Here is a 19,716-nt window from a genome sequence, read left to right on the forward strand (position 1 = left end):
GATGGGGTGAGTTTTGCGTGCGGATGTAATCGTTGTGGGCGGTGGGGTCATCGGGTTGTTGTCGGCGTACCTGCTGGCGGGCGCGGGCAGGCGGGTCACGCTGGTGGATCGCGCGTCGGTCGGTAGCGAGGCGTCCTGGGCGGGGGGCGGAATTGTTTCGCCGCTTTATCCGTGGCGCTATAGCCAGGCGGTCACGGCACTGGCTCACTGGTCACAGGATTACTACCCGGGTTTTGGCGCGCGCCTGTTTGCCGATACCGGGGTCGACCCCGAGGTGCATGTCACCGGGCTCTACTGGCTGGACCTTGATGACCAGGCCGAGGCGCTGGCGTGGGCGCAGCGCCAGAGTCGACCGTTGTACGAGGTTCCGGTCGAGGCCGCCTATGCCCAAGTGCCGGTGCTTGGCGAGGGATTCAAGCGCGCGATTCATATGTCCGGCGTGGCCAATGTGCGCAACCCTCGGTTGGTCAAGGCGCTGCGAGCGGCTTTTCAGGGGTTGCCGAACGTTACGCTGCGCGAGCACAGCCCGGTGCTGCAGTTCGTGCGTGATGGCGCGCGCGTCACCGGGGTCGTTACCGCGGAGGGCGAGATGCTGGCCGAGCAGGTCGTCGTCGCGGCCGGGGCCTGGAGCGGGGAGGTGTTGAAGGGCCTTGGGCTGGCGCTGCCCGTAGAGCCGGTCAAGGGGCAGATGATCCTGTTCAAGTGCCCCGAGGATTTCTTGCCCAGCATGGTTTTGGCAGGTGGGCGCTATGCGATTCCTCGACGTGACGGGCACATTCTGGTGGGCAGTACGCTGGAGCATGTCGGCTTCGACAAGACGCCGACCGATGAGGCGTTGGCCAGTCTGCGGGCTTCTGCCGAAGCGTTGCTGCCGGCGTTGCGCGAGGCCGAAGTGGTCGGACACTGGGCGGGATTGCGCCCCGGCTCCCCCGAAGGCATTCCTTTCATTGGTGAGGTGCCTGAGCATCCCGGCTTGTGGCTGAACTGCGGGCATTACCGCAATGGGCTGGTGCTGGCGCCTGCATCCTGCCAGTTGCTGACGGATCTGATGCTGGGGCAGCTGCCGATCATCAATCCGGCGCCGTATTCGCCGGCGGGGCGTTTGTAGGCGGGCACCTGCTTCGGGGGCGGGGCCGCTGAACCTGGGTATTGCTTCGCTCAACCGCAGGCTACGAGGGCTGTGCTCACTGGCGGTTCAACCGCAGGCTAAGGTTTCAGTCGATGCCGAGCTTTTTCAGGCGGTAGCGCATCGAGCGGAAGCTCAGGCCCAGGCGCTGGGCCGCGGCGGTGCGATTCCAGCGGGTTTCTTCGAGGGCCTGCATGATCAGTTTGCGTTCGACGTCTTCGAGGTAATCCTCGATGTTGTCGATCTGTGCCAGGCTGGCGTCGCCGTTCTCGCCAGCCGGTGCGGCGTCTGCCAGGCGCAGGTCGTTGGCGCAGATCACGTCGCCTTCACACAGCGTGTAGGCGCGCTCCAGCATGTTCTCCAGCTCGCGCACGTTGCCGGGAAAACGATAGCTCTTGAGCTTTTCCAGGGCAGGGCCGTCGAGCTTGACCGGCGGCAGGCCGATGCCTTCGTTGAGGCGCTTGAGCATCACGTCGGCCAGCAGGGGAATGTCCTCGCGGCGCTCGCGCAGTGGCGGTACGCGCAGTTCGATGACGTTGAGACGGTAGTAGAGGTCCTGGCGGAAGCGGCCGGCTGCCACTTCGGCGGCGAGGTCCTTGTGTGTGGCGCACAGGATGCGGGTGTCGACCACCACTTCCTGCTGGCCACCGACGGCGCGGATGGCCTTTTCCTGGATGGCGCGCAGCAGCTTGACCTGCATGGTCAGCGGCAGGTCGGCCACCTCGTCGAGGAACAGGCTGCCGCCATTGGCGGCGTGGAACAGGCCCTGTTTGTCTTCGACGGCGCCGGTGAAGCTGCCCTTCTTGTGGCCGAAGAATTCGCTTTCCATCAGCTCCGAGGGAATGGCGCCGCAGTTGACCGGCACGAAGGCCCGCTCACGCCGCGGGCCCTGTTCGTGGATCAGCCGGGCGACCAGCTCCTTGCCGCTGCCCGACTCACCACTGATGTACACCGGCGCCTGGCTGCGCGCCAGTTTCTGAATCTGCCCGCGCAGTGCACGCATCGGCGGGGATTCACCCAGCAGGCGGCTGCTACCCGGCGCTTCGCCTTCATCGGCGGCGTGCAGGCGCAGGGCGGTGGCCACCAGTTCGCGCAGGCGGCCTAGGTCGACCGGCTTGGTGAGGAAGTCGAAGGCGCCGGCCTTGAGGGCGTTGATCGCCGTGTCCACGCTGCCGAACGCGGTGATCATCGCCACCGGCGTCTGCGGATGGCGCTGTTGAATGTACTGCACGATATCCAGGCCGCTACCGTCGGGCAGGCGCATGTCGGTCAGGCACAGATCGAACGGCTCCTTGGCCAGCCATTCGCGCGCTTCCTTGACGTTGCGGGCGCTGCGGGTGTCGAGTTTCATGCGCCCGAGGGTGATCTCCAGCAGTTCGCGGATATCGGGCTCGTCGTCGACGATCAGGGCTCTCTGGCGATTCATCAGGTCGTTCAGCTCATTTTTCGCGGATGCGCGAAGGTGATACGGAAGCATGCGCCGCCGCCTTCGCGTGATTGATAGTGAAGATGAGCCTGGTTGCTTTCGCAAAGCTCGCGGGAAATATACAGGCCCAGGCCGGTGCCTTTGTTCTCGGTCGTGTAGAAAGGCTCGAAGATGTGATGCAGTTGGTCTGCCGGCACGCCCTCACCGTCGTCGAGCACCTCGAGCACCGGCAGATCGCTGCGCGGATCGCGAAACAGCTTCAGCCACACCTGGCCCTGAGGGTTGAGCTTGGCACTGTGGCGCAGGCCGTTTTGCACCAGGTTGGTGATGACCTGGTTGAGCTGGTTGGGGTCCATGCGCGTCTGGATGCTGCTGCCTTCGATGGCCAGGTGCAGCACCTTGGAGGCCGGGGCGGTGCTGCGGAATTCCGCCGCGAAACGGTGCAGCCAGTATTTGAGATCCAGCAGTTGCGGCTCCGCCTGGCGCCGGCGCGAGAGCTGCAGCACGTTCTCGATGATCAGGTTCATGCGTCGCGAGTGATCCTGGATGATCTGCGCCAAGCGCAGGTCTGGCCCGTGCAGGTCTTCGGACTCCTGCAGCAACTGCGCCGCATGGCTGATGGCGCCCAGCGGGTTGCGAATCTCGTGGGCGATGCCGGCGGTCAGGCGGCCGAGGGCGACCAGCTTGAGTTGCTGGGCCTGCTGGGCGATCTGCGAGATGTCGTCGAGGAGGATCAGAATATGCCGCTGGCCGCCGCGCTGCAGTGCGATGAAGCTGGGTTGCAGGGTCGGGCCGTCACTGAGCGTCTGCAGGCTGGCTGGGCGCAGGCTGCTGTTCTCCTGCCACTGCTGCAGGCGCTTGACCAACTCGGTGCAGTGCGGGTCGAGAATCTTGCCCGCCAGGTGCTGCTGGCCCAGCAAGCCGAGCGCGGCCTGATTGGCCAGCAGCACGCGGCGCTGCTCGTCCACCACCAGGATGCCGGTGCGCATGCGTTGCAGGATCAGGTTGTTCAGGGTCTCCAGATCGGCCACGTCGGCAGCGCGTTGTTCGGCCAGTTTTTCGCTGACCTGCAGACGGCGGGTCAGGCCCTGCACGAACAGCGCCGCGGCGAAGCATAGCGCGCCTAGTGCGCCGACCTGCACGTACTGGTTGCTGGCCTGGGCGTGGCTGAGACTCAGGTAGAAGGTCAGGTAGATCATGCCGATCGCGGCGGCGGCGGCGATCAAGATCCCGAAGCGGCCACGTATCAGGATGTTGGCGATCGCCACGGAGACGATCAGCAGGTTGCCGATCCCGCTTGGCGTGCCACCGCCGGCATAGAACAGTGCCGAGAGCAGCACTACGTCACCCAGCGCCACCGCGAATATCGGCAACAGACGATTGGGCGTGTGAATGATCAGCGCGATCAGGATGTTGAGCGTCAGGTAGACCCAGGCCGCCCCCCTGAACAACGGCACGTGGGCCAGCTCTAGCAGCTCGGAGTCCAGGTTTGCGGAAACCAGCAGTACCAGCACCACGCCGATGACCAGGCGATAGAGATGGTAAAGCCGGAAGATGCGGTGCCCCTGGGGGCCCCGTACCGCGAGGGCGCTATTGGGCACCGGGCTTGGGGCCTTGTTCCAGATGCGCCTGGCTGCAGTACCAGCGCTGCGCCAGTTGCAGGGCGTGCTGCTGCGGGGTGTGCACGCCGCAGTGGGCGCAACGCACCATGGGCGCCGGATTGTCCGAGGGCGGTGCTGCCTTCTGGCGCTGTCGGGTGGCGCCGACATAGCGCCGCCATAGCCAGATGGCGGCAAAAATGATGGCAATCCAGATCAGCAGGCGGAACAGGCCCATGGCGCTCTCTTCGTGTCGGGGGATGGGGCAGTGTAGCTAAGGACGCCCTGGGCGGACAGTTACCCAATCAGCGTTTTGCAGGGCCAGAATGCACGATGCCAGTCGGTTGACTGGCATCGTGAAGAGTTGCTGGCTGTTAGCGATGGATCAGTCAAACAGGCCGAAGGTCAGGCGGCTGAACCAGGAGCGCTTGGGCGCCTGTGGCTCTTCGCCCCGCTCGGTGGCTTTCAGATCGGCCGGCATCTGGTCGACGGCGTCTTGGTACTGACGCTGCACGTCCAGGCTCGCCTGGGTCTGGCTCGGCGGTGGCGGTACGTCGCTTTCGATCAGGCCCAGGGTCGCCTTGGCCAGCCACGAGCGCTCGTCGGCAGCTTCTTCCTGCGGCACGAACTCGCCACTCTCCAGGCTCGGGTGATCCGGGTAGTTGAGCTTCAGGGTTTCCAGGCTGGTGGCCGCCAGGTCGTCCAGGGTCAGGCGCTGATAGGCCTCGACCATCACGGCCAGGCCGTCACCGACCGCTGGGGTTTCCTGGAAATTCTCCACCACATAGCGACCGCGGTTGGCGGCGGCGACGTAGGCGTGGCGGGTCAGGTAGTAATGGGCCACGTGAATTTCGTAGGCGGCCAGCAGGTTGCGCAGGTAGATCATGCGCTGCTTGGCGTCCGGGGCGTAACGGCTGTTCGGGTAGCGATTGGTGAGCTGGGCGAACTCGTTGTAAGAGTCGCGGGCTGCACCCGGGTCACGCTTGGTCATGTCCAGCGGCAGGAAGCGGGCGACGATGCCGCGGTCCTGATCGAACGAAGCCAGGCCCTTCAGGTAGTAGGCGTAATCGACGTTCGGGTGCTGCGGATGCAGGCGGATGAAACGCTCGGCGGCAGCGCGGGCGGCTTCCGGCTCGGCGTTCTTGTAGTTGGCGTAGATCAGCTCGAGCTGGGATTGCTCGGCGTAGCGACCGAAGGGGTAGCGCGATTCCAGAGCCTTGAGCTTGGTAACGGCGCTGGTGTAGCTGCCGTTGTCCAGATCTTGCTGAGCCTGCTGGTAGAGTTCTGCCTCGCTGAGGTTTTCGTCCAGGACTTCCTTGGACGAACAGGCGGCGGTGAGGGCGAGGATGGCGATCAGCAGCAGGTGTTTCACTTGCATGGCGGCTTGCGTCCCTGGGACGGCGGCTGTCTTGAGCAGGGCCGTCCTGTTATGATGAGCGCCCCCGGTACCCCTGGGGCAAAGACGCCGTATTTAACCACAAGCGTGTAGCCGAAACCAAAGGCTATGCCCCCGCCGTTGCCGAGCATGTCATCTATTAATAAGCAGGCCATTGAGTTAACCGCCGAGGTCCCCGCCGATCTGGGCGGTCAGCGCCTCGACCAAGTCGCCGCCCAGCTGTTCGCCGAGCATTCGCGCTCGCGTCTTTCCGGCTGGATCAAGGAGGGCAATCTGACCGTCGACGGCCAGGTGCTGCGCCCGCGCGATATCGTCCACGGCGGTGCCGTGCTGGCGTTGTCCGCCGAGCAGGAAGCCCAGGGGGAATGGATTGCCCAGGACATCGAACTCGACATCGTTTACGAGGACGACCAGATCCTGGTGATCGACAAGCCGGCCGGCCTGGTCGTGCACCCGGCTGCCGGGCACGCCGACGGCACCTTGCTCAATGCGCTGCTGCATCACGTGCCGGACATCGTCAACGTGCCGCGCGCCGGTATCGTGCACCGCCTGGACAAGGACACCACCGGCCTGATGGTGGTGGCCAAGACCATCGAAGCGCAGACCCGCCTGGTCGATCAGTTGCAGAAACGCACCGTCAGCCGCATCTACGAATGCATCGTCATCGGCGTGATCACTTCTGGCGGCAAGATCAACGCGCCGATTGGCCGAAGCTCATCCCAGCGTCAGCGCATGGCCGTGACCGATGGCGGCAAACCGGCGGTCAGCCATTACCGCGTGCTCGAACGCTTCCGTTCGCACACCCATGCGCGCGTCAAACTGGAGACCGGGCGCACGCACCAGATCCGCGTGCACATGAGCCACATCGGTTTTCCGCTGGTCGGTGACCCGGTGTACGCCGGGCGCTTCCGTATCCCGCCGGCCGCCAGCCAGACCATGGTGCAGAGCCTCAAGGAATTCCCGCGCCAGGCCCTGCATGCGCGCTTCCTGGAGCTTGACCACCCGATCACCGGCGAGCGCATGAAGTGGCAATTGCCGCTGCCTGACGACTTCGTCTGGTTGCTGACCCTGCTGCGTCAGGATCTCGAGGCGTTCATCGGATGAGTGACAAGGCCCACGACTGGCTGACGCCACACTGGCCGGCGCCCGAGTGGGTGCGTACCTGCGTGACCACCCGCGCTGGCGGTGTCAGCCAGGCGCCTTACGACAGCTTCAACCTGGCTGCCCATGTCGAGGATGACCCGGCCGCGGTGGCCAAGAATCGCCAGCGCCTGGTCAGCCAGCTGGGTTGCCGTCCGGCCTGGTTGCAGCAGGTGCACGGTATCGCCGTGGCCCATGCCGACCCGGAAACGGTCGACGACGCCGACGCCAGCTGGACGGCAACCCCCGGCATCGCCGCCACGGTAATGACCGCCGACTGCCTGCCCGTGCTGTTCTGCGACCGCGCCGGTACTCGCGTGGCCGCTGCCCACGCTGGCTGGCGCGGCCTGGCTGGCGGCGTGCTGGAAGCCACGCTGGATGCCCTGGCCGTGGACGCGGAAGAGGTCCTCGTCTGGCTGGGCCCGGCCATCGGCCCCCAGGCATTCGAAGTTGGCGCCGAGGTGCGTGAGGCATTCGTCGATCAGCACGCCCAGGCTGCTGGCGCCTTCATGTCGAGCCAGAACGCCGGGCGTTTCATGGCCGACATCTACCAACTGGCGCGCATCCGTCTGGCGGCTCGTGGTGTTACCGCGGTTTATGGCGGCGGCTTCTGCACCGTCAGCGATGCGCGCTTCTACTCCTATCGCCGCGCGGCCCAGACCGGTCGCTTCGCCTCGCTGATCTGGCTGGCCGATCGCTGAGGTCTGCCCGATTCATTTTGAGGCTCGCGGCCTTGCGTCGAATGGTGGCTACGACGCCAGTTTTACAGCAAGGCCGCAATCGCTTTCGCGCCGGGTCGGCGCTCCCACACGGGCCTTGGGTCGCTCGCGATCATGGTGGGAGCCGCGACCCGCGGCGAATCGTGATGGCGCCCCTGATCACGGTCAAAACTACTGCGCTTGAAACCCACACAATCGGCCTCATCTATTCTCCATCTCGGCAGGTTTTAATGTCAGGCGCATGCACCGCGCCGGCCTGCCTCTAGAAGGAAGGATGACGCCATGCGAATCGACCGTTTGACCAGCAAGTTGCAACTTGCCCTTTCCGATGCCCAGTCCCTGGCTGTCGGCCACGACCATTCCGCCATCGAGCCGCTGCACCTGATGCAGGCGCTGCTCGACCAGCAAGGCGGCTCCATTCGCCCGCTGTTGATGCAGGTGGGCTTCGACGTGACAAGTCTCCGCCAGGCGTTGAGCAAAGAGCTCGACCAACTGGCCAAAATCCAGAACCCTACCGGTGACGTCAGCCTGTCTCAGGATCTGGCGCGCCTGCTCAACCAGGCCGATCGCCTGTCACAGCAAAAGGGCGATCAGTTCATCTCCAGCGAACTCGTGCTGCTCGCCGCGATGGATGAGAACACCAAGCTCGGCAAGCTGCTGCTCGCCCAGGGCGTGAGCCGCAAGGCGCTGGAGAATGCGGTGAACAACCTGCGCGGCGGCGATGCGGTCAACGACCCGAACATCGAGGAGTCGCGCCAGGCGCTCGACAAGTACACCGTCGACCTGACCAAGCGCGCCGAAGAGGGCAAGCTCGACCCGGTGATCGGCCGTGACGACGAGATCCGCCGCACCATTCAGGTACTGCAACGGCGTACCAAGAACAACCCGGTACTGATCGGTGAGCCCGGCGTCGGCAAGACCGCTATCGCCGAAGGCCTGGCTCAGCGCATCGTCAACGGCGAAGTGCCGGACGGCCTCAAGGACAAGCGCCTTCTGTCATTGGACATGGGCGCGCTGATCGCCGGTGCCAAGTTCCGCGGCGAGTTCGAGGAGCGCCTCAAAGCCGTGCTCAACGAACTGTCCAAACAGGAAGGCCGAGTGATCCTGTTCATCGACGAGCTGCACACCATGGTCGGCGCCGGCAAGGCCGAGGGCGCCATGGACGCCGGCAACATGCTCAAGCCGTCCCTGGCCCGCGGCGAGTTGCACTGCGTGGGTGCCACCACGCTGAACGAATACCGTCAGTTCATCGAGAAGGACGCCGCCCTGGAGCGGCGCTTTCAGAAGGTGCTGGTCGACGAGCCGAGCGAGGAAGACACCATCGCCATCCTGCGCGGCCTGAAAGAGCGCTACGAGGTACACCACAAGGTCGCAATTACCGACGGTGCGATCATCGCCGCGGCCAAGCTCAGCCACCGTTACATCACCGACCGCCAGTTGCCGGACAAGGCCATCGACCTGATCGACGAAGCCGCCAGCCGTATTCGCATGGAGATCGACTCCAAGCCCGAGGTGCTCGATCGCCTGGATCGCCGGCTGATCCAGCTCAAGGTCGAGGCCCAGGCGTTGAGGAAGGAAGAGGACGAGGCGGCCAAGAAACGCTTCGTCAAACTGCAGGAAGACATCGCCAAGTTGGAGAAGGAATACGCCGACCTGGAAGACATCTGGAAGTCGGAAAAAGCCGAAGTCCAGGGTTCGGCACAGATCCAGCAGCGTATCGAGCAGGCCAAGACCGAGCTCGAAGCGGCGCGCCGTAAAGGCGATCTCAACCGCATGGCCGAGCTGCAGTACGGGGTGATTCCCGATCTGGAGCGCAGCCTGCAGATGGTCGACCAGCACGGCACCACGGAAAACCAGCTGCTGCGCAGCAAGGTGACTGAGGAGGAAATCGCCGAAGTGGTTTCCAAGTGGACCGGCATTCCGGTCTCGAAGATGCTCGAAGGCGAGCGCGACAAGCTGCTGAAGATGGAAGGCCTGCTGCACCAGCGCGTAATCGGTCAGGACGAAGCCGTGGTGGCGGTGGCCAATGCCGTGCGTCGGTCGCGTGCCGGCCTGGCTGATCCGAACCGACCCAGCGGCTCGTTCCTGTTCCTCGGCCCGACCGGTGTGGGCAAGACCGAACTGTGCAAGGCGTTGGCCGAGTTCCTGTTCGACACCGAGGACGCGCTGGTGCGCATCGATATGTCCGAGTTCATGGAGAAGCACTCCGTGGCGCGGTTGATCGGTGCGCCGCCTGGCTATGTTGGCTACGAGGAGGGCGGTTACCTGACCGAGGCGGTGCGTCGTAAACCTTACTCGGTGGTGCTGATGGACGAGGTGGAAAAAGCCCACCCGGACGTGTTCAACGTGCTGCTGCAAGTGCTCGAAGATGGTCGCCTGACCGACAGCCACGGCCGCACCGTGGACTTCAAGAACACGGTGATCGTGATGACCTCCAACCTGGGCTCGGCGCAGATCCAGGAACTGGTCGGTGATCGCGAGGCGCAGCGCGCGGCGGTGATGGATGCCGTGGGCAACCACTTCCGGCCGGAGTTCGTGAACCGCATCGACGAAGTGGTGGTGTTCGAGCCGCTGGCCCGTGAGCAGATCGCCGGTATCGCGCGCATCCAGCTTTCGCGCCTGCTGCAGCGCCTGGCCGAGCGCGAACTGAGCCTGGAGCTGTCCGACGAGGCGATGGACAAGCTGATCGCCATTGGCTACGACCCGGTGTATGGCGCGCGGCCGTTGAAGCGCGCCATCCAGCGCTGGATCGAAAACCCGCTGGCGCAGTTGATCCTGTCTGGCCAGTTCAATCCGGGCAGTACGGTGACTGGCAAGGTCGAGAACGACGAGATCGTCTTCGTCTGACGCCAGCAACTGCTGCAAAAGAACGGCCGATGTGAGTGATCACATCGGCCGTTTTATTAAGATGGCGATAACTGCTGTTGCCCTGTAAGGCAGTTGACGCCCGCTTGAGATTGCTATCAGCGGTTCTTAGTGCTTGCTGCGTATCCCTATGGGAGCGGGCCATGCCCGCGAAAAAATCACGGGCATGGCCCGTTCCCACAGTAGAAAGCTGAATGGCTACCACCAGATGAGTAAGTAGAGCTGCGTCAGTCAGGGCTTGGTGCTATCCGGTGCGTTACGCTGGCCTTGTTCCACCACCCAATCCATCAGTTGGCGTGAAAGCTGGTCGTTGGCGGTGCCAAAGGTCTTGACCACCGATTCCACCGCCGTGTCGCCGGCGATCTGGCGGACTTCGAAACGCCGGCTGGCGAGGATGCGCTGATTGCCGGCCTGCACCAGGCGGGCATCGAGCAGGATATGCACTTCCGGCCGTCCGTTGCGGTACTCGCTCTGGAAGGCGCGCAGATCGCTGCTCAGTTCCAGGTCGGCCTGCAGGCGGCTGTCGTCGCTGCTGACGGCGCCGACGCGACCGTCATCGAGAAAGGCGGCGATCAGCCGGTCGCGAAACAGTGCCGGCGCGCGGTCGCTCCAGCGTGCGCCCTGGTAGGCGCTGATGCGGTCGCCTTGCGGCAGTACGGCGATGCGCGGGCTGTCCAGCAACTGGCTGCTCTGTGGGCGGTTGACCCGCAGCGACCAGCTTTGCCGCGGCGCATCGGCTGCGCGCACCGGCAGGTTGCTCGGCAGCAGGTACACGTCGAGAGCCTCGCCCTGGGGAAGGATCGAGCAGGCGCTGAGCAGGCTGGTCAGCAGCAGGGCGCCGGCGGTGGCGAATGCTTTCATGGTTGGAACTCCTTGATGCTGTCGCTGCGCAGCAGATAGCCGGCGGGGTCTTCCTCCAGGCGCCGCGAGAACGAGCGTAGCGAGCCCAAAGTGTCACGCAGCTCATTGATGGCCGGGCCGAGCTCGCCGATGCCCTGCATGCCACCATCGAGGGCGGCGCGGTTGTCCTGCAGCAGCTGTTCGATGTTGCTGCTACTGCGCTCCAGCGATGCGGCCAGGCGCTCGGCGCTTTCCAGGGTGTTATGCGCCGGGCCGCTGAACAGCTTGTTGGCGTTGTTCATCAGGGCGCTGGCCTCGCGTCCCGCGGCGCTCATTTGCGCAAGGGCTTCGCGCAGTTCCTCACGCTGTTCAGAGACACTGGCGGTGATCTGTTCCAGGTTGCGCAGGGTCTTGGCGATGTTCTCGCTGTTCTCCCGGGAGAACATGGCGTTGGCGCGATCGAGCAGGCGGGTCACGCTGACCATCAGGTCCTCACCGTTTGCCATCAGCCGCGACAACGGCGAGCGGTCGGCGATGATCACCGGTATGCGACCGTTGCTGGCCTCCAGCGGCGGGCTTTCTGGGGAGCCGCCGTGCAGCTGGATTACCGCCCCGCCAGTGATGTTGGTGATGGTCAGCCGTGCGCGGGTGTCTTCCTTGATTGGCGTGGCGCTGGTGATGCGGATATTGGCGTGCACCTTGCGCGGGTCTTGCGGGTCGAGGGTCAGGCTGGTGACGTCGCCGACGCGGATACCGCTGTACTGCACGGCGCTACCCTGGGACAGGCCGCTGACCGCTTCGGTGAAGATCACTTCGTAATAATTGAATTGCTTGTCGGCGCTGGACTTGCCCAGCCACAGGGCGAATATCAGGATGGCGCTGACGATCGCCACCGTGAACATGCCGATCAAAACGTGATGGGCGCGTGGTTCCATTCAGCTAATCCTCGCTGCAGCCTGTTCGGCCGCGCGTCCGCGCGGGCCATGGAAATAGTCGTGTATCCAGGGATCGTCGGTGGCGGCGACTACGTCCAGCGTGTCGGCCACCAGTACCCGCTTCTGCGACAGCACGGCCACGCGGTCGCACAGGGTGTAGAGCGTATCCAGGTCATGGGTGACCAGAAACACGCTGAGCCCCAGGGCTCCACGCAGGGTGCGGATCAACTGATCGAAGGCTGCCGCGCCAATCGGGTCGAGGCCTGCGGTCGGCTCGTCGAGAAACAGGATGTCCGGCTCCAGCGCCAGGGAGCGGGCCAGGGCGGCGCGCTTGACCATGCCGCCGGACAGCTCGGTCGGGTACTTGTCGCCAGCGTGACTCGGCAGGCCGACTAGCGCCACTTTGGACTTGGCCAGTCGCTCGGCCTGGCTGCGAGTCAGCCCGGCGTGCTCGATCAGCGGCATGGCAATGTTCTCCAGTACGGTAAGCGACGAGAACAGCGCGCCGCGCTGGTAGAGCACGCCGAAGCGGCGCTCCAGCTCGGATCGGCGCTTGGCGGGCAGCGTCAGCAGGTCTTCGCCGAAGACCTGCACCGTGCCGGCATTGGGCTGGCGCAAGCCGACGATGGTGCGCAGCAGCACTGATTTGCCGGTGCCCGAGCCGCCCACTACGCCGAGTACTTCACCACGGTATAGATCCAGGTTCAGATGCTGGTGCACCACCTGCGGGCCGAACTGATTGGTCAGGTCGTGCACCTGAATGATCGCTTCGCCACTCACCAGCCCATCTCCATCAGAAACAATGCGGCCACGGCATCGACCACGATGACCACGAAGATCGACTGCACCACGCTCGAGGTGGTGCGTTCGCCCACCGATTGCGCGCTGCCGGTGACCTTGAAACCTTCCCGGCAGCCGATCACTGCGATCAGAAAGGCGAAGATCGGCGCCTTGCCCATGCCGACCAGAAAGTGATTGAGCGGGATATTCTCCTGCAGCAGGTACAGAAACATCGACGGTGAGATATCCAGCGTTAGCAGGCACACCATGGCGCCGCCGAGCATGCCGCAGACCATGGCGATAAAGGTCAGCAGCGGCAGGGCGATCAGCATGGCGAACACCCGTGGCAGCACCAGTAGCTCCATGGGGTTGAGGCCCAGGGTGCGGATCGCGTCGATTTCCTCGTTGGCCTTCATCGAGCCGATCTGCGCGGTGAAGGCGCTCGCGGTGCGGCCGGCCATCAGGATGGCGGTCAGCAGCACCCCGAACTCGCGCAGAAACGAGAAGGCCACCAGGTCGACCGTATAGATGGTCGCGCCGAAATCCCTGAGGATGGTCGCGCCGAGAAAGGCCACCACGGCGCCGACCAAAAAGGTCAGCAGGGCAACGATGGGAACCGCGTTGAGGCCGATCTGCTCGAGGTGCGAGGCCAGTGATGTCAATCGCCAGCGGCGCGGGTTGAGCAGGATAAGCAGCATGCTGCTGAGTGTCAGGCCGACGAAGCCCAGCAGGCCCACGGCCTTGTGCCAGACACCTTCCATCACTTCGCCGATATGGCCGAAGAATTCGCGGTAGGTGGAGCGGCTCGGGGGCTCGGTCACCTGCCGACTCTGCTGCATGGTGTGGGCGACCGTGTGCAACAGAGCGCGACGCTCGTCACTGAATGCGCCGTCGGCTAGCAGCGCGATCAGCCGCTCGGCACCGATCAGTTCGACCAGCAGGCTGGCGCCTGCGGTATCCAGGGCGTTGAGTTCACTCAGGTCTGTGCGGGCGTTTGCACTGAGCAGCGGGCGAGCCTCGTCGACCTGAGGCAGCAGCGTAGCGTAATGAGCGAGCGTCCAGTCGCCGCTTACCTGCAGCGCATCGGCGTCGTTGGTGGGCAGGCTGATGTAGGGCGAATGAGTCATGGCCGACAGCTTAACGCCGGATGCTTTGGATGGAACAGCCGTTGATGAGTCGCACGTGCGATTAGCCGATTTGACGAAATGTTCATCGCCCAGCCGCAGCGGGGCTTGGCGTATCGACCGGTGGTTCGGCGCAGCGGCTCGAATGAATCGTTACAGACGATGAATCACATCGGAATGCTCAATTGGCGCTGGCGCCTCGGCTTGCCTAGCATGGGCGAGTTTTCCATCCCTGTGGAGTTTGCCATGCATATCGATGAAGCCATTCGCAGCCGCCGCGCCGTCAAAGGTTATGACGCCGGTTTCACCTTGAGCGCCGAAGAAAAGAACGAGTTGCTGCAACTGGCGCTGCTCGCGCCTACGGCCTTCAACTTGCAGCATGTGCGCCTGGTGGAAGTCAGCGACCCGGCGCTGCGTCAGCAGATTCGCGAAGTCGGCTGGGGGCAGGCGCAGATGACCGACGCCTCGATGCTGGTGGTGGTCTGTGCCCAGGTCGACAGCTGGGAGAAGAACGTCAGCCGCGTGTGGGACGGCGCGCCGGTCGAGGTGCAGCAGTTCATGGCGGGCGCCATCGATAACTACTACCGCGACAAGCCCCAGGTACAGCGCGACGAAACCATGCGCAGCTGCGGCCTGGTGGCGCAAACCCTGATGCTCGCGGCGCGCGGCAAGGGCCTGGATTCCTGCCCCATGGACGGCTTCGATTTCGACGCCGTGGCCAAGCTGATCAACCTGCCCGACAACCACGTGATCGGTCTGATGGTCGCCGTAGGCAAGAAGGCCATCGATGCCAAGCCGCGTATCGGCAAGCTGCCGTTCGATGAAGTAGTGATCCGCGACCGCTTCTGACGCGGGCTCGCTCGCCGCTGCTGCCGCAATCGCCGGCTGCAGCGGCAATCAACAGGAACCTAGTCTCACCCGGCCGCCTCCAAGTTCGTAGACCCGTCGAAAGCGAGGAAGACCATGCAAGTTCATGTGAACAGCAACCATATCGAAGGCAGCGCACGTCTACAGGAATGGGTGAGCGGATCCGTGGCGGATCGACTGGAGCGTTACGAGGAGTTTCTGTCGCGGGTGGAAGTGCATATCAGCGACGAAAACGGTGGCAAGAGCGGCGCGGACGACAAGCGCTGCCAGATCGAGGCTCGCCCCAAGGGTCATCAGCCGCTGTCTGTTACCCACAAGGCCGAGTCGCTGGAGCAGGCCATCGAAGGCGCCGCTGAGAAGATGCGCCATGCGCTGGAACACCTGGTCGGTAAGTTGGAAAGCAAGCCGGTCGGGACTGGTCATTTGCAACAGCAATTGGAAGGTGACGAGGAAAATGCTGATGCTCTGCTGCAGGAGGAGTTTCTGCAGCGTCAGGAGGCACTGGGCAAGGAGTGAGAACGGAGGCGCCCACTTTATATAGTGGCGCCTTGATCAGATTCTCCGTCGGATAAGAACCGGGCCCTGCGGCAGATCATGGATCTACCGCAGGGCCCGATTTTTTTGGGGGCTATTTCAGCGTCGGTCAGGCGACCAGGCTGCGGCCGATGAAGTCTGGAGACTCTGTCTGGCGGTAAGTCGAAATGGCTTCAGCCGCCAAACGCGGGCTTAACTGCGCAGCATTTGCCGCCGGCGGGGTAATTTCGCTCTGCACCCGCTGCCTGGCAAGGCTTTCGGCGGACAGTGGATTGAGCACTTCCTGGCGTTGCTCCTGAAGTGCCTCAAGCCGCTGCTCGCGTAATTGCTCGTCCAGTTCCCGGGCAGCATCCTGGCGTTCCTGACGCACCTGTAGCGCGCGTTCTTCTTCCTGTTCCTGCTGAGCGATACGCTCTTCACGTGCCTCACGCAGGCGATCCTGACGTTCCTGATCGACACGCCGGCGTTCCAGCAACTGCTCTTGTGCATCGTTCAGGCGCTGCGCCGCGGGCGTTACGCGGTCCAGAGCGTTGGTCTGCAGCCCACTGTTAGTAGTACCAACTGGCCGATAGCTGTACTGGCCGATATTCATGCCGTCGATGGAAAGGGGCATGAGTCACCTCCGTCTTTCACTTCGATGGACTCAGTCTAAATCGAGCGAGCGACGGGCTTTAGGCAGATATGTCATAACCACAATAACGGGATGGACTAGCACTTTTTTCATGGGTAATTGTCTGCTTCGTCGGTGAATTTCGCGGTTTTGGGTGAAAGCCGCATGTTTGCTGGCCTGGGCGGCGTTGCCCGATAAAGACCCCTGGCAGATGCGCTGAGCGCGCGTGGCGCCATCGGTTGGTTAAGCCTGGCTGTTAATCGACGAACGGCTACCTTCTCGCGCTTTCCCGAGCAGATCCAGGCTCCCGGCCTACTATGAACAAAGGCCTTGCCGTGATGCTGCAATCTTGAAATGACAGGGGCATGGTCTTTCGCGCGATATCGCGCTGCACAGAACGAGGAAAGCGCCATGCAGCCATTCAGTTTTGCTACAGCCGCCCATCTCATCTGCGAGCCCGGAGCCGTCAAGCGGCTTGTGCCGTTATGCCAGGCCTGGGGCGCGCGCTCCGTAGCACTGGTGACCGATGCCGGTGTCGCCCGGCAGGATTTCTTCGAAGACGTGCGTAGCGCCTTTGCCAAGGGCGGCGTAGCGCTGCATGTGTTCGACGGCGTGCTGGCGGGGGCGCCGGAAGCTGTCATCGGCAATGCCACGCAGTTCGCCAGGGACGCCCAGGCCAATCTGGTGATCGGCTTTGGCGGCGGCAGCTCGCTGGATGTGGCCAAGTTGGTCGCGCAGCTGGCGCATCCCGATTGCCGGCAGACGCTGAGCGATCTTTACGGCATCGACAAGGCAGCGGCGCAGCGCTTGCCGCTGATTCAGGTGCCGACCACGGCTGGTAGCGGTTCCGAAGTGACGCCCATTGCCGTGGTGACTACCCAGCATGCGACTCGGGTCGCGGTGGTGTCGGCGCGCTTGTTGCCGGACCTGGCGCTGCTCGATGCCGAACTCACCCTGCAGTTGCCGGCGCCGATCACCGCTGCCTGCGGCATGCTGGCCATGGGCCACGCCGTCGAGGCTTACACTGGCGCGCGGCGCAAGAATCCGCTTTCCGACATGCTGGCCCGCGAAGCGTTGAGCCTGCTCGGTGCCAACCTGGACGAAGCCGTACACAACGGCGGCAATCGCGACGCCCGCCAAGCCATGCTACTGGGCGCCTGCCTGGCGGGGCAGGCTTATGCCAATGCGCCGCTGGCGGCGGTGCATGCGTTGGCTTATCCGCTGAGCGGACATTGCCAGGTGCCCCATGGTGTCAGCACGGCGGTGTTGCTGCCCCATGTGCTGGGCTTCAACGCCTCGGTAGCGGCACCGCTCTACGAGGAATTGGCGACGCTGCTATTGGGCGGTCGCCTGCGCAGCGGCGATGCCACGGATCACACCGAGCAGTTTATCATCGAGCTGGCCGACCTCAGCGAGCGCAGTGGTTTGCCTGCGCGCCTGCGCGATGTGGGCGTCGAGCAGGATTTGCTGCCGCGTCTGGCCACCGACGCCATGCTGCATGACCGTCTGCTGGCCAATAATCCGCGGGAAATGACCCAGGCCCACGCGCTGGCCATCTATCAGGTCGCTTACTAGCCGAGCGCAGTTGTCACCTCGGCAGGAGGCCGGCACCATGCCGGCTTCCGTTCTTTTGCGAGGTGGCAACCCATGCAACAGCCGCAGCACCTGCGCGAGCACTATCGTCACTTCCAGCCGATCACCACGCGCTGGCACGACAACGACCTGTATGGCCACGTCAACAACGTTACCTACTACAGCTACTTCGATACGGCGGTGAATACCTACCTGATCGAATCAGGCGGCCTGGATATCCATCGTGGCGAAGTCGTGGGCTTCGTGGTGAGTTCGAGCTGCGATTACTTCGAGTCGATTGCCTTTCCAGAGCGCGTGGAGGTTGGCCTGCGGGTTGGCAAGCTGGGCAACAGCTCGGTGCAGTACGAACTCGCAGTGTTTCGCGAAGGGCAGATGCAGGCCTGCGCGGCGGGTCGGTTCGTGCATGTCTTCGTGGATAGGCAGAGCAACCAGCCAGTAGCTATTCCGCAGGGGTTGCGCCAGGCGATGGAGGTTTTGCTGGTGGCTTGAGCCATCAAGGGCGCCGAGGCGCCCTTGATGATTGAATCGATGATTAGCGGTGACGATGCTTGTGATGGCGCTTGTGGTGCTTCTTGCCATGCCGGTGGCCGTTGTCGCGGTAACGGGATTCATGGCGGTTGCTGTCCGCCACTTCGTTGGCCAAGGCGCCACCGGCAGCGCCGCCCAGGCCGGCGCCAATGGTCGAGCCGGTGCTGCCGCCGAACTGATTGCCCAGCACCGACCCGCCTGCTGCGCCCAGGCCGCCGCCCAGCGCTGCCTCGGTCTTGTTGCGTGAGCTGATGGCACCACCAGCGGCGCCGCCCAGGCCAGCACCTATTGCAGCACCCGTGCTGCCTCCCAGTTGCTGGCCGACGATATTGCCCAGCGCGCCGCCGACCCCGCTGCCAATGGCAGTCTTGGTGGTATCGGCATAGGCCAGGGGAGAAATCATTGCACTGAAGGCCAGTGCGCTAAGGAATGTACGCATCGCGTAACCCTCGAAGATGACCCTTGCGGGCGTAGCCCATGGCTCGGCCATGGTTCCTGCGGCCACCGTGCAGTGCCGGTGACATCTCCTTAGTAGCGGGCGCGTGGAGGAAATTCCCGAGGGGGAATTAAAGATACAGACGTGAATGTATCAAGATGTGTTTGGTGGGGCGTCGGGCTGATGCGTGCTGTCGCCCGCAAAGCGTCTAGAACAGCGATCTCGACGCCTTGATCGAGAACCAGCCTTCGCACTCGGTGTTGTGCCCCGAATAAGCCGAGCAGGCCTCACCGCTCAGGCTCGAATCCGAGTACGAGAAGTCGAAGTCGATGCCTTTCCATGGGCGCGAAAGGCTCAGCGACCAGTCATTGAACGAGCTGACCTGGCCGCCGCCGGAGATCTGCTTGGGGTTGTCGAGCAGGTGGTTGCCGTAGCGCACGATCACCGCCATGCCCAGCACTTTCACGCGGCCGAGGTCGGCCAGCACGGTGCTGTTGAAACGGTTCGGGTCATTGCTGAAGGAGAAACCGAAGCGGCGCGCATCGTAGGTCAGGCCGGCGTACACATCCTGGCTGTCGAGGTGGGTATAGCCCGGGTGGCTGTAGCGGATGGTGCCAACTTCATAGCCGAGCGAGTCGACGAATTGCTGGCGATAGCCCACGTAGCTGTTGAGTTCCATGCGGCTGCCCGGGCTTATCCCCAGGTTGGGCGACCACTGGCCCAGGTACCAGCCACTGGGGTGGCTCAAGTCCAGCCCGCCGTGAAAGGCCCCGCCGCTCTCGGGCTTGACCAGCCCCTGGGCCATGCTGCGACTTGGCGTGGTGCCCAGATTGAGTTCGTAGTCGCCCAGCTCACGCTCCATGATCGCTGCCTGGGCGTGGATGCTCAGCAGAGCCGCCCCTAGCAGGACGACAGATGGAAACCGCATGGTATTCCCTCCCGTTGAGGCCAATGACAGCGAGGCCAGGCGGCTTTTCAGAAGCCTGGTAGTCAGTGGCACGGTTGTCGCTCGTTTGGCAGAAACCCGAAGGGCCACATCGTGGCTTGGGCACAACTACGCGCTTCGATTGAGCGCTTCGATACACGTTAACCGAGGCGGATAACGGCAAAGGGACATCAGAGGGCGATTTGAGGCAGTAAGTGCCTTGTTTCCGACGAACTGCAGTCTGATCGCTGCAGGGGAGGAAGAAGCCCTCGCC

General features: G+C 63.7%; 19 protein-coding genes. 8 read left to right on the forward strand and 11 right to left on the reverse strand.

Annotation, left to right across the window (positions count from 1 at the left end; all coding sequences use genetic code 11):
* Positions 1-13 precede the first annotated feature (13 nt).
* A complete protein-coding gene (gene thiO, locus BVH06_RS01420; protein ID WP_075932923.1) occupies positions 14-1,108 on the forward strand; it encodes a glycine oxidase ThiO in 1,095 nt (364 codons plus the stop codon).
* Between the two features lie 106 nt (positions 1,109-1,214).
* Here thiO and BVH06_RS01425 read toward each other — a convergent pair whose 3' ends face one another.
* The 4 genes from BVH06_RS01425 to BVH06_RS01440 all read right to left on the reverse strand — a co-directional run bounded on the left by BVH06_RS01425 (position 1,215) and on the right by BVH06_RS01440 (position 5,528).
* Positions 1,215-2,552: a sigma-54 dependent transcriptional regulator gene (locus tag BVH06_RS01425; RefSeq protein ID WP_075932924.1), complete on the reverse strand. Its 1,338-nt coding sequence runs from the start codon at positions 2,550-2,552 to the stop codon at positions 1,215-1,217.
* An 8-nt stretch (positions 2,553-2,560) separates the two neighbouring features.
* Positions 2,561-4,153, reverse strand: a complete 1,593-nt coding sequence (locus tag BVH06_RS01430) for a PAS domain-containing sensor histidine kinase (protein WP_075932925.1) — start codon at positions 4,151-4,153, stop codon at positions 2,561-2,563.
* A complete protein-coding gene (locus tag BVH06_RS01435; RefSeq protein WP_075928758.1) occupies positions 4,143-4,388 on the reverse strand; it encodes a PP0621 family protein in 246 nt (81 codons plus the stop codon). Before BVH06_RS01435 ends, BVH06_RS01430 begins: the two co-directional genes overlap by 11 nt.
* Positions 4,389-4,535: 147 nt before the next feature.
* Complete coding sequence (locus tag BVH06_RS01440; RefSeq protein ID WP_075932926.1) at positions 4,536-5,528, reverse strand: outer membrane protein assembly factor BamD; 993 nt, start codon at positions 5,526-5,528, stop codon at positions 4,536-4,538.
* Between the two features lie 147 nt (positions 5,529-5,675).
* On the opposite strand from BVH06_RS01440, the gene rluD reads away from it, so the two are divergent.
* From rluD to clpB, 3 genes are all read left to right on the forward strand, one after another.
* A complete protein-coding gene (gene rluD, locus BVH06_RS01445) occupies positions 5,676-6,650 on the forward strand; it encodes a 23S rRNA pseudouridine(1911/1915/1917) synthase RluD (RefSeq protein ID WP_075932927.1) in 975 nt (324 codons plus the stop codon).
* Positions 6,647-7,387 (forward strand): peptidoglycan editing factor PgeF, encoded by a 741-nt coding sequence (gene pgeF, locus BVH06_RS01450; RefSeq protein ID WP_075932928.1) that lies wholly within the window; start codon positions 6,647-6,649, stop codon positions 7,385-7,387. The genes rluD and pgeF overlap by 4 nt, the downstream gene beginning before the upstream one ends.
* 300 nt (positions 7,388-7,687) lie before the next feature.
* Positions 7,688-10,252 (forward strand): ATP-dependent chaperone ClpB, encoded by a 2,565-nt coding sequence (gene clpB / locus BVH06_RS01455; protein WP_075932929.1) that lies wholly within the window; start codon positions 7,688-7,690, stop codon positions 10,250-10,252.
* 249 nt (positions 10,253-10,501) lie between these two features.
* On the opposite strand, the gene BVH06_RS01460 is transcribed toward clpB, so the two are convergent.
* From BVH06_RS01460 to BVH06_RS01475, 4 genes are read right to left on the reverse strand one after another with little or no spacing between them, the layout of a single operon-like run.
* Positions 10,502-11,131 (reverse strand): ABC-type transport auxiliary lipoprotein family protein, encoded by a 630-nt coding sequence (locus BVH06_RS01460; protein ID WP_075932930.1) that lies wholly within the window; start codon positions 11,129-11,131, stop codon positions 10,502-10,504.
* Complete coding sequence (locus BVH06_RS01465; protein WP_075932931.1) at positions 11,128-12,045, reverse strand: MlaD family protein; 918 nt, start codon at positions 12,043-12,045, stop codon at positions 11,128-11,130. Before BVH06_RS01465 ends, BVH06_RS01460 begins: the two co-directional genes overlap by 4 nt.
* Entirely contained in the window at positions 12,046-12,825 is a 780-nt protein-coding gene (locus tag BVH06_RS01470; RefSeq protein ID WP_075932932.1) for an ABC transporter ATP-binding protein, read from the reverse strand.
* A complete protein-coding gene (locus BVH06_RS01475; RefSeq protein ID WP_075932933.1) occupies positions 12,822-13,952 on the reverse strand; it encodes an ABC transporter permease in 1,131 nt (376 codons plus the stop codon). The genes BVH06_RS01470 and BVH06_RS01475 overlap by 4 nt, the downstream gene beginning before the upstream one ends.
* Positions 13,953-14,195: 243 nt before the next feature.
* Between BVH06_RS01475 and BVH06_RS01480 the strand changes: the two genes are divergently transcribed.
* The gene (locus BVH06_RS01480) at positions 14,196-14,798 is read left to right on the forward strand and encodes a nitroreductase family protein (RefSeq protein ID WP_075929123.1); all 603 of its coding nucleotides are present in this window, start codon (positions 14,196-14,198) and stop codon (positions 14,796-14,798) included.
* Between the two features lie 114 nt (positions 14,799-14,912).
* Positions 14,913-15,332, forward strand: coding sequence for an HPF/RaiA family ribosome-associated protein (locus BVH06_RS01485; RefSeq protein WP_075928749.1), 420 nt, complete (start codon positions 14,913-14,915; stop codon positions 15,330-15,332).
* Positions 15,333-15,459: 127 nt separating this feature from the next.
* On the opposite strand, the gene BVH06_RS01490 is transcribed toward BVH06_RS01485, so the two are convergent.
* Complete coding sequence (locus tag BVH06_RS01490) at positions 15,460-15,963, reverse strand: hypothetical protein (RefSeq protein WP_075932934.1); 504 nt, start codon at positions 15,961-15,963, stop codon at positions 15,460-15,462.
* Positions 15,964-16,371: 408 nt separating this feature from the next.
* On the opposite strand from BVH06_RS01490, the gene BVH06_RS01495 reads away from it, so the two are divergent.
* Together BVH06_RS01495 and BVH06_RS01500 are read left to right on the forward strand one after the other, a co-directional pair.
* On the forward strand, positions 16,372-17,535 hold the full coding sequence (locus BVH06_RS01495) for an iron-containing alcohol dehydrogenase (RefSeq protein WP_075932935.1): 1,164 nt from the start codon (positions 16,372-16,374) through the stop codon (positions 17,533-17,535).
* A gap of 72 nt (positions 17,536-17,607) precedes the next feature.
* Complete coding sequence (locus tag BVH06_RS01500) at positions 17,608-18,042, forward strand: thioesterase family protein (RefSeq protein WP_075932936.1); 435 nt, start codon at positions 17,608-17,610, stop codon at positions 18,040-18,042.
* A gap of 43 nt (positions 18,043-18,085) precedes the next feature.
* Here the strand turns inward: BVH06_RS01500 and BVH06_RS01505 are convergent, their stop codons facing one another.
* The gene (locus tag BVH06_RS01505) at positions 18,086-18,520 is read right to left on the reverse strand and encodes a glycine zipper domain-containing protein (protein ID WP_075928745.1); all 435 of its coding nucleotides are present in this window, start codon (positions 18,518-18,520) and stop codon (positions 18,086-18,088) included.
* A 205-nt stretch (positions 18,521-18,725) separates the two neighbouring features.
* The gene (locus BVH06_RS01510; RefSeq protein WP_075932937.1) at positions 18,726-19,445 is read right to left on the reverse strand and encodes a TorF family putative porin; all 720 of its coding nucleotides are present in this window, start codon (positions 19,443-19,445) and stop codon (positions 18,726-18,728) included.
* Between the last annotated feature and the right edge of the window lie 271 nt (positions 19,446-19,716).

It is taken from the genome of Pseudomonas sp. PA27(2017) (assembly GCF_001945445.1).
GTDB lineage: Bacteria > Pseudomonadota > Gammaproteobacteria > Pseudomonadales > Pseudomonadaceae > Aquipseudomonas.

What these genes read in the sequence shown, in the direction of transcription:
- BVH06_RS01510 (WP_075932937.1), bottom strand. Translation starts at nt 19,445, where the DNA reads ATGCGGTTTCCATCTGTCGTCCTGCTAGGGGCGGCTCTGCTGAGCATC.
- BVH06_RS01475 (WP_075932933.1), bottom strand. Translation starts at nt 13,952, where the DNA reads ATGACTCATTCGCCCTACATCAGCCTGCCCACCAACGACGCCGATGCG.
- BVH06_RS01465 (WP_075932931.1), bottom strand. Translation starts at nt 12,045, where the DNA reads ATGGAACCACGCGCCCATCACGTTTTGATCGGCATGTTCACGGTGGCG.
- BVH06_RS01440 (WP_075932926.1), bottom strand. Translation starts at nt 5,528, where the DNA reads ATGCAAGTGAAACACCTGCTGCTGATCGCCATCCTCGCCCTCACCGCC.
- pgeF (WP_075932928.1), top strand. Translation starts at nt 6,647, where the DNA reads ATGAGTGACAAGGCCCACGACTGGCTGACGCCACACTGGCCGGCGCCC.
- rluD (WP_075932927.1), top strand. Translation starts at nt 5,676, where the DNA reads ATGTCATCTATTAATAAGCAGGCCATTGAGTTAACCGCCGAGGTCCCC.
- BVH06_RS01505 (WP_075928745.1), bottom strand. Translation starts at nt 18,520, where the DNA reads ATGCGTACATTCCTTAGCGCACTGGCCTTCAGTGCAATGATTTCTCCC.
- BVH06_RS01460 (WP_075932930.1), bottom strand. Translation starts at nt 11,131, where the DNA reads ATGAAAGCATTCGCCACCGCCGGCGCCCTGCTGCTGACCAGCCTGCTC.
- BVH06_RS01485 (WP_075928749.1), top strand. Translation starts at nt 14,913, where the DNA reads ATGCAAGTTCATGTGAACAGCAACCATATCGAAGGCAGCGCACGTCTA.
- BVH06_RS01495 (WP_075932935.1), top strand. Translation starts at nt 16,372, where the DNA reads ATGCAGCCATTCAGTTTTGCTACAGCCGCCCATCTCATCTGCGAGCCC.
- BVH06_RS01490 (WP_075932934.1), bottom strand. Translation starts at nt 15,963, where the DNA reads ATGCCCCTTTCCATCGACGGCATGAATATCGGCCAGTACAGCTATCGG.
- BVH06_RS01435 (WP_075928758.1), bottom strand. Translation starts at nt 4,388, where the DNA reads ATGGGCCTGTTCCGCCTGCTGATCTGGATTGCCATCATTTTTGCCGCC.
- clpB (WP_075932929.1), top strand. Translation starts at nt 7,688, where the DNA reads ATGCGAATCGACCGTTTGACCAGCAAGTTGCAACTTGCCCTTTCCGAT.
- BVH06_RS01500 (WP_075932936.1), top strand. Translation starts at nt 17,608, where the DNA reads ATGCAACAGCCGCAGCACCTGCGCGAGCACTATCGTCACTTCCAGCCG.
- BVH06_RS01480 (WP_075929123.1), top strand. Translation starts at nt 14,196, where the DNA reads ATGCATATCGATGAAGCCATTCGCAGCCGCCGCGCCGTCAAAGGTTAT.
- BVH06_RS01425 (WP_075932924.1), bottom strand. Translation starts at nt 2,552, where the DNA reads ATGAATCGCCAGAGAGCCCTGATCGTCGACGACGAGCCCGATATCCGC.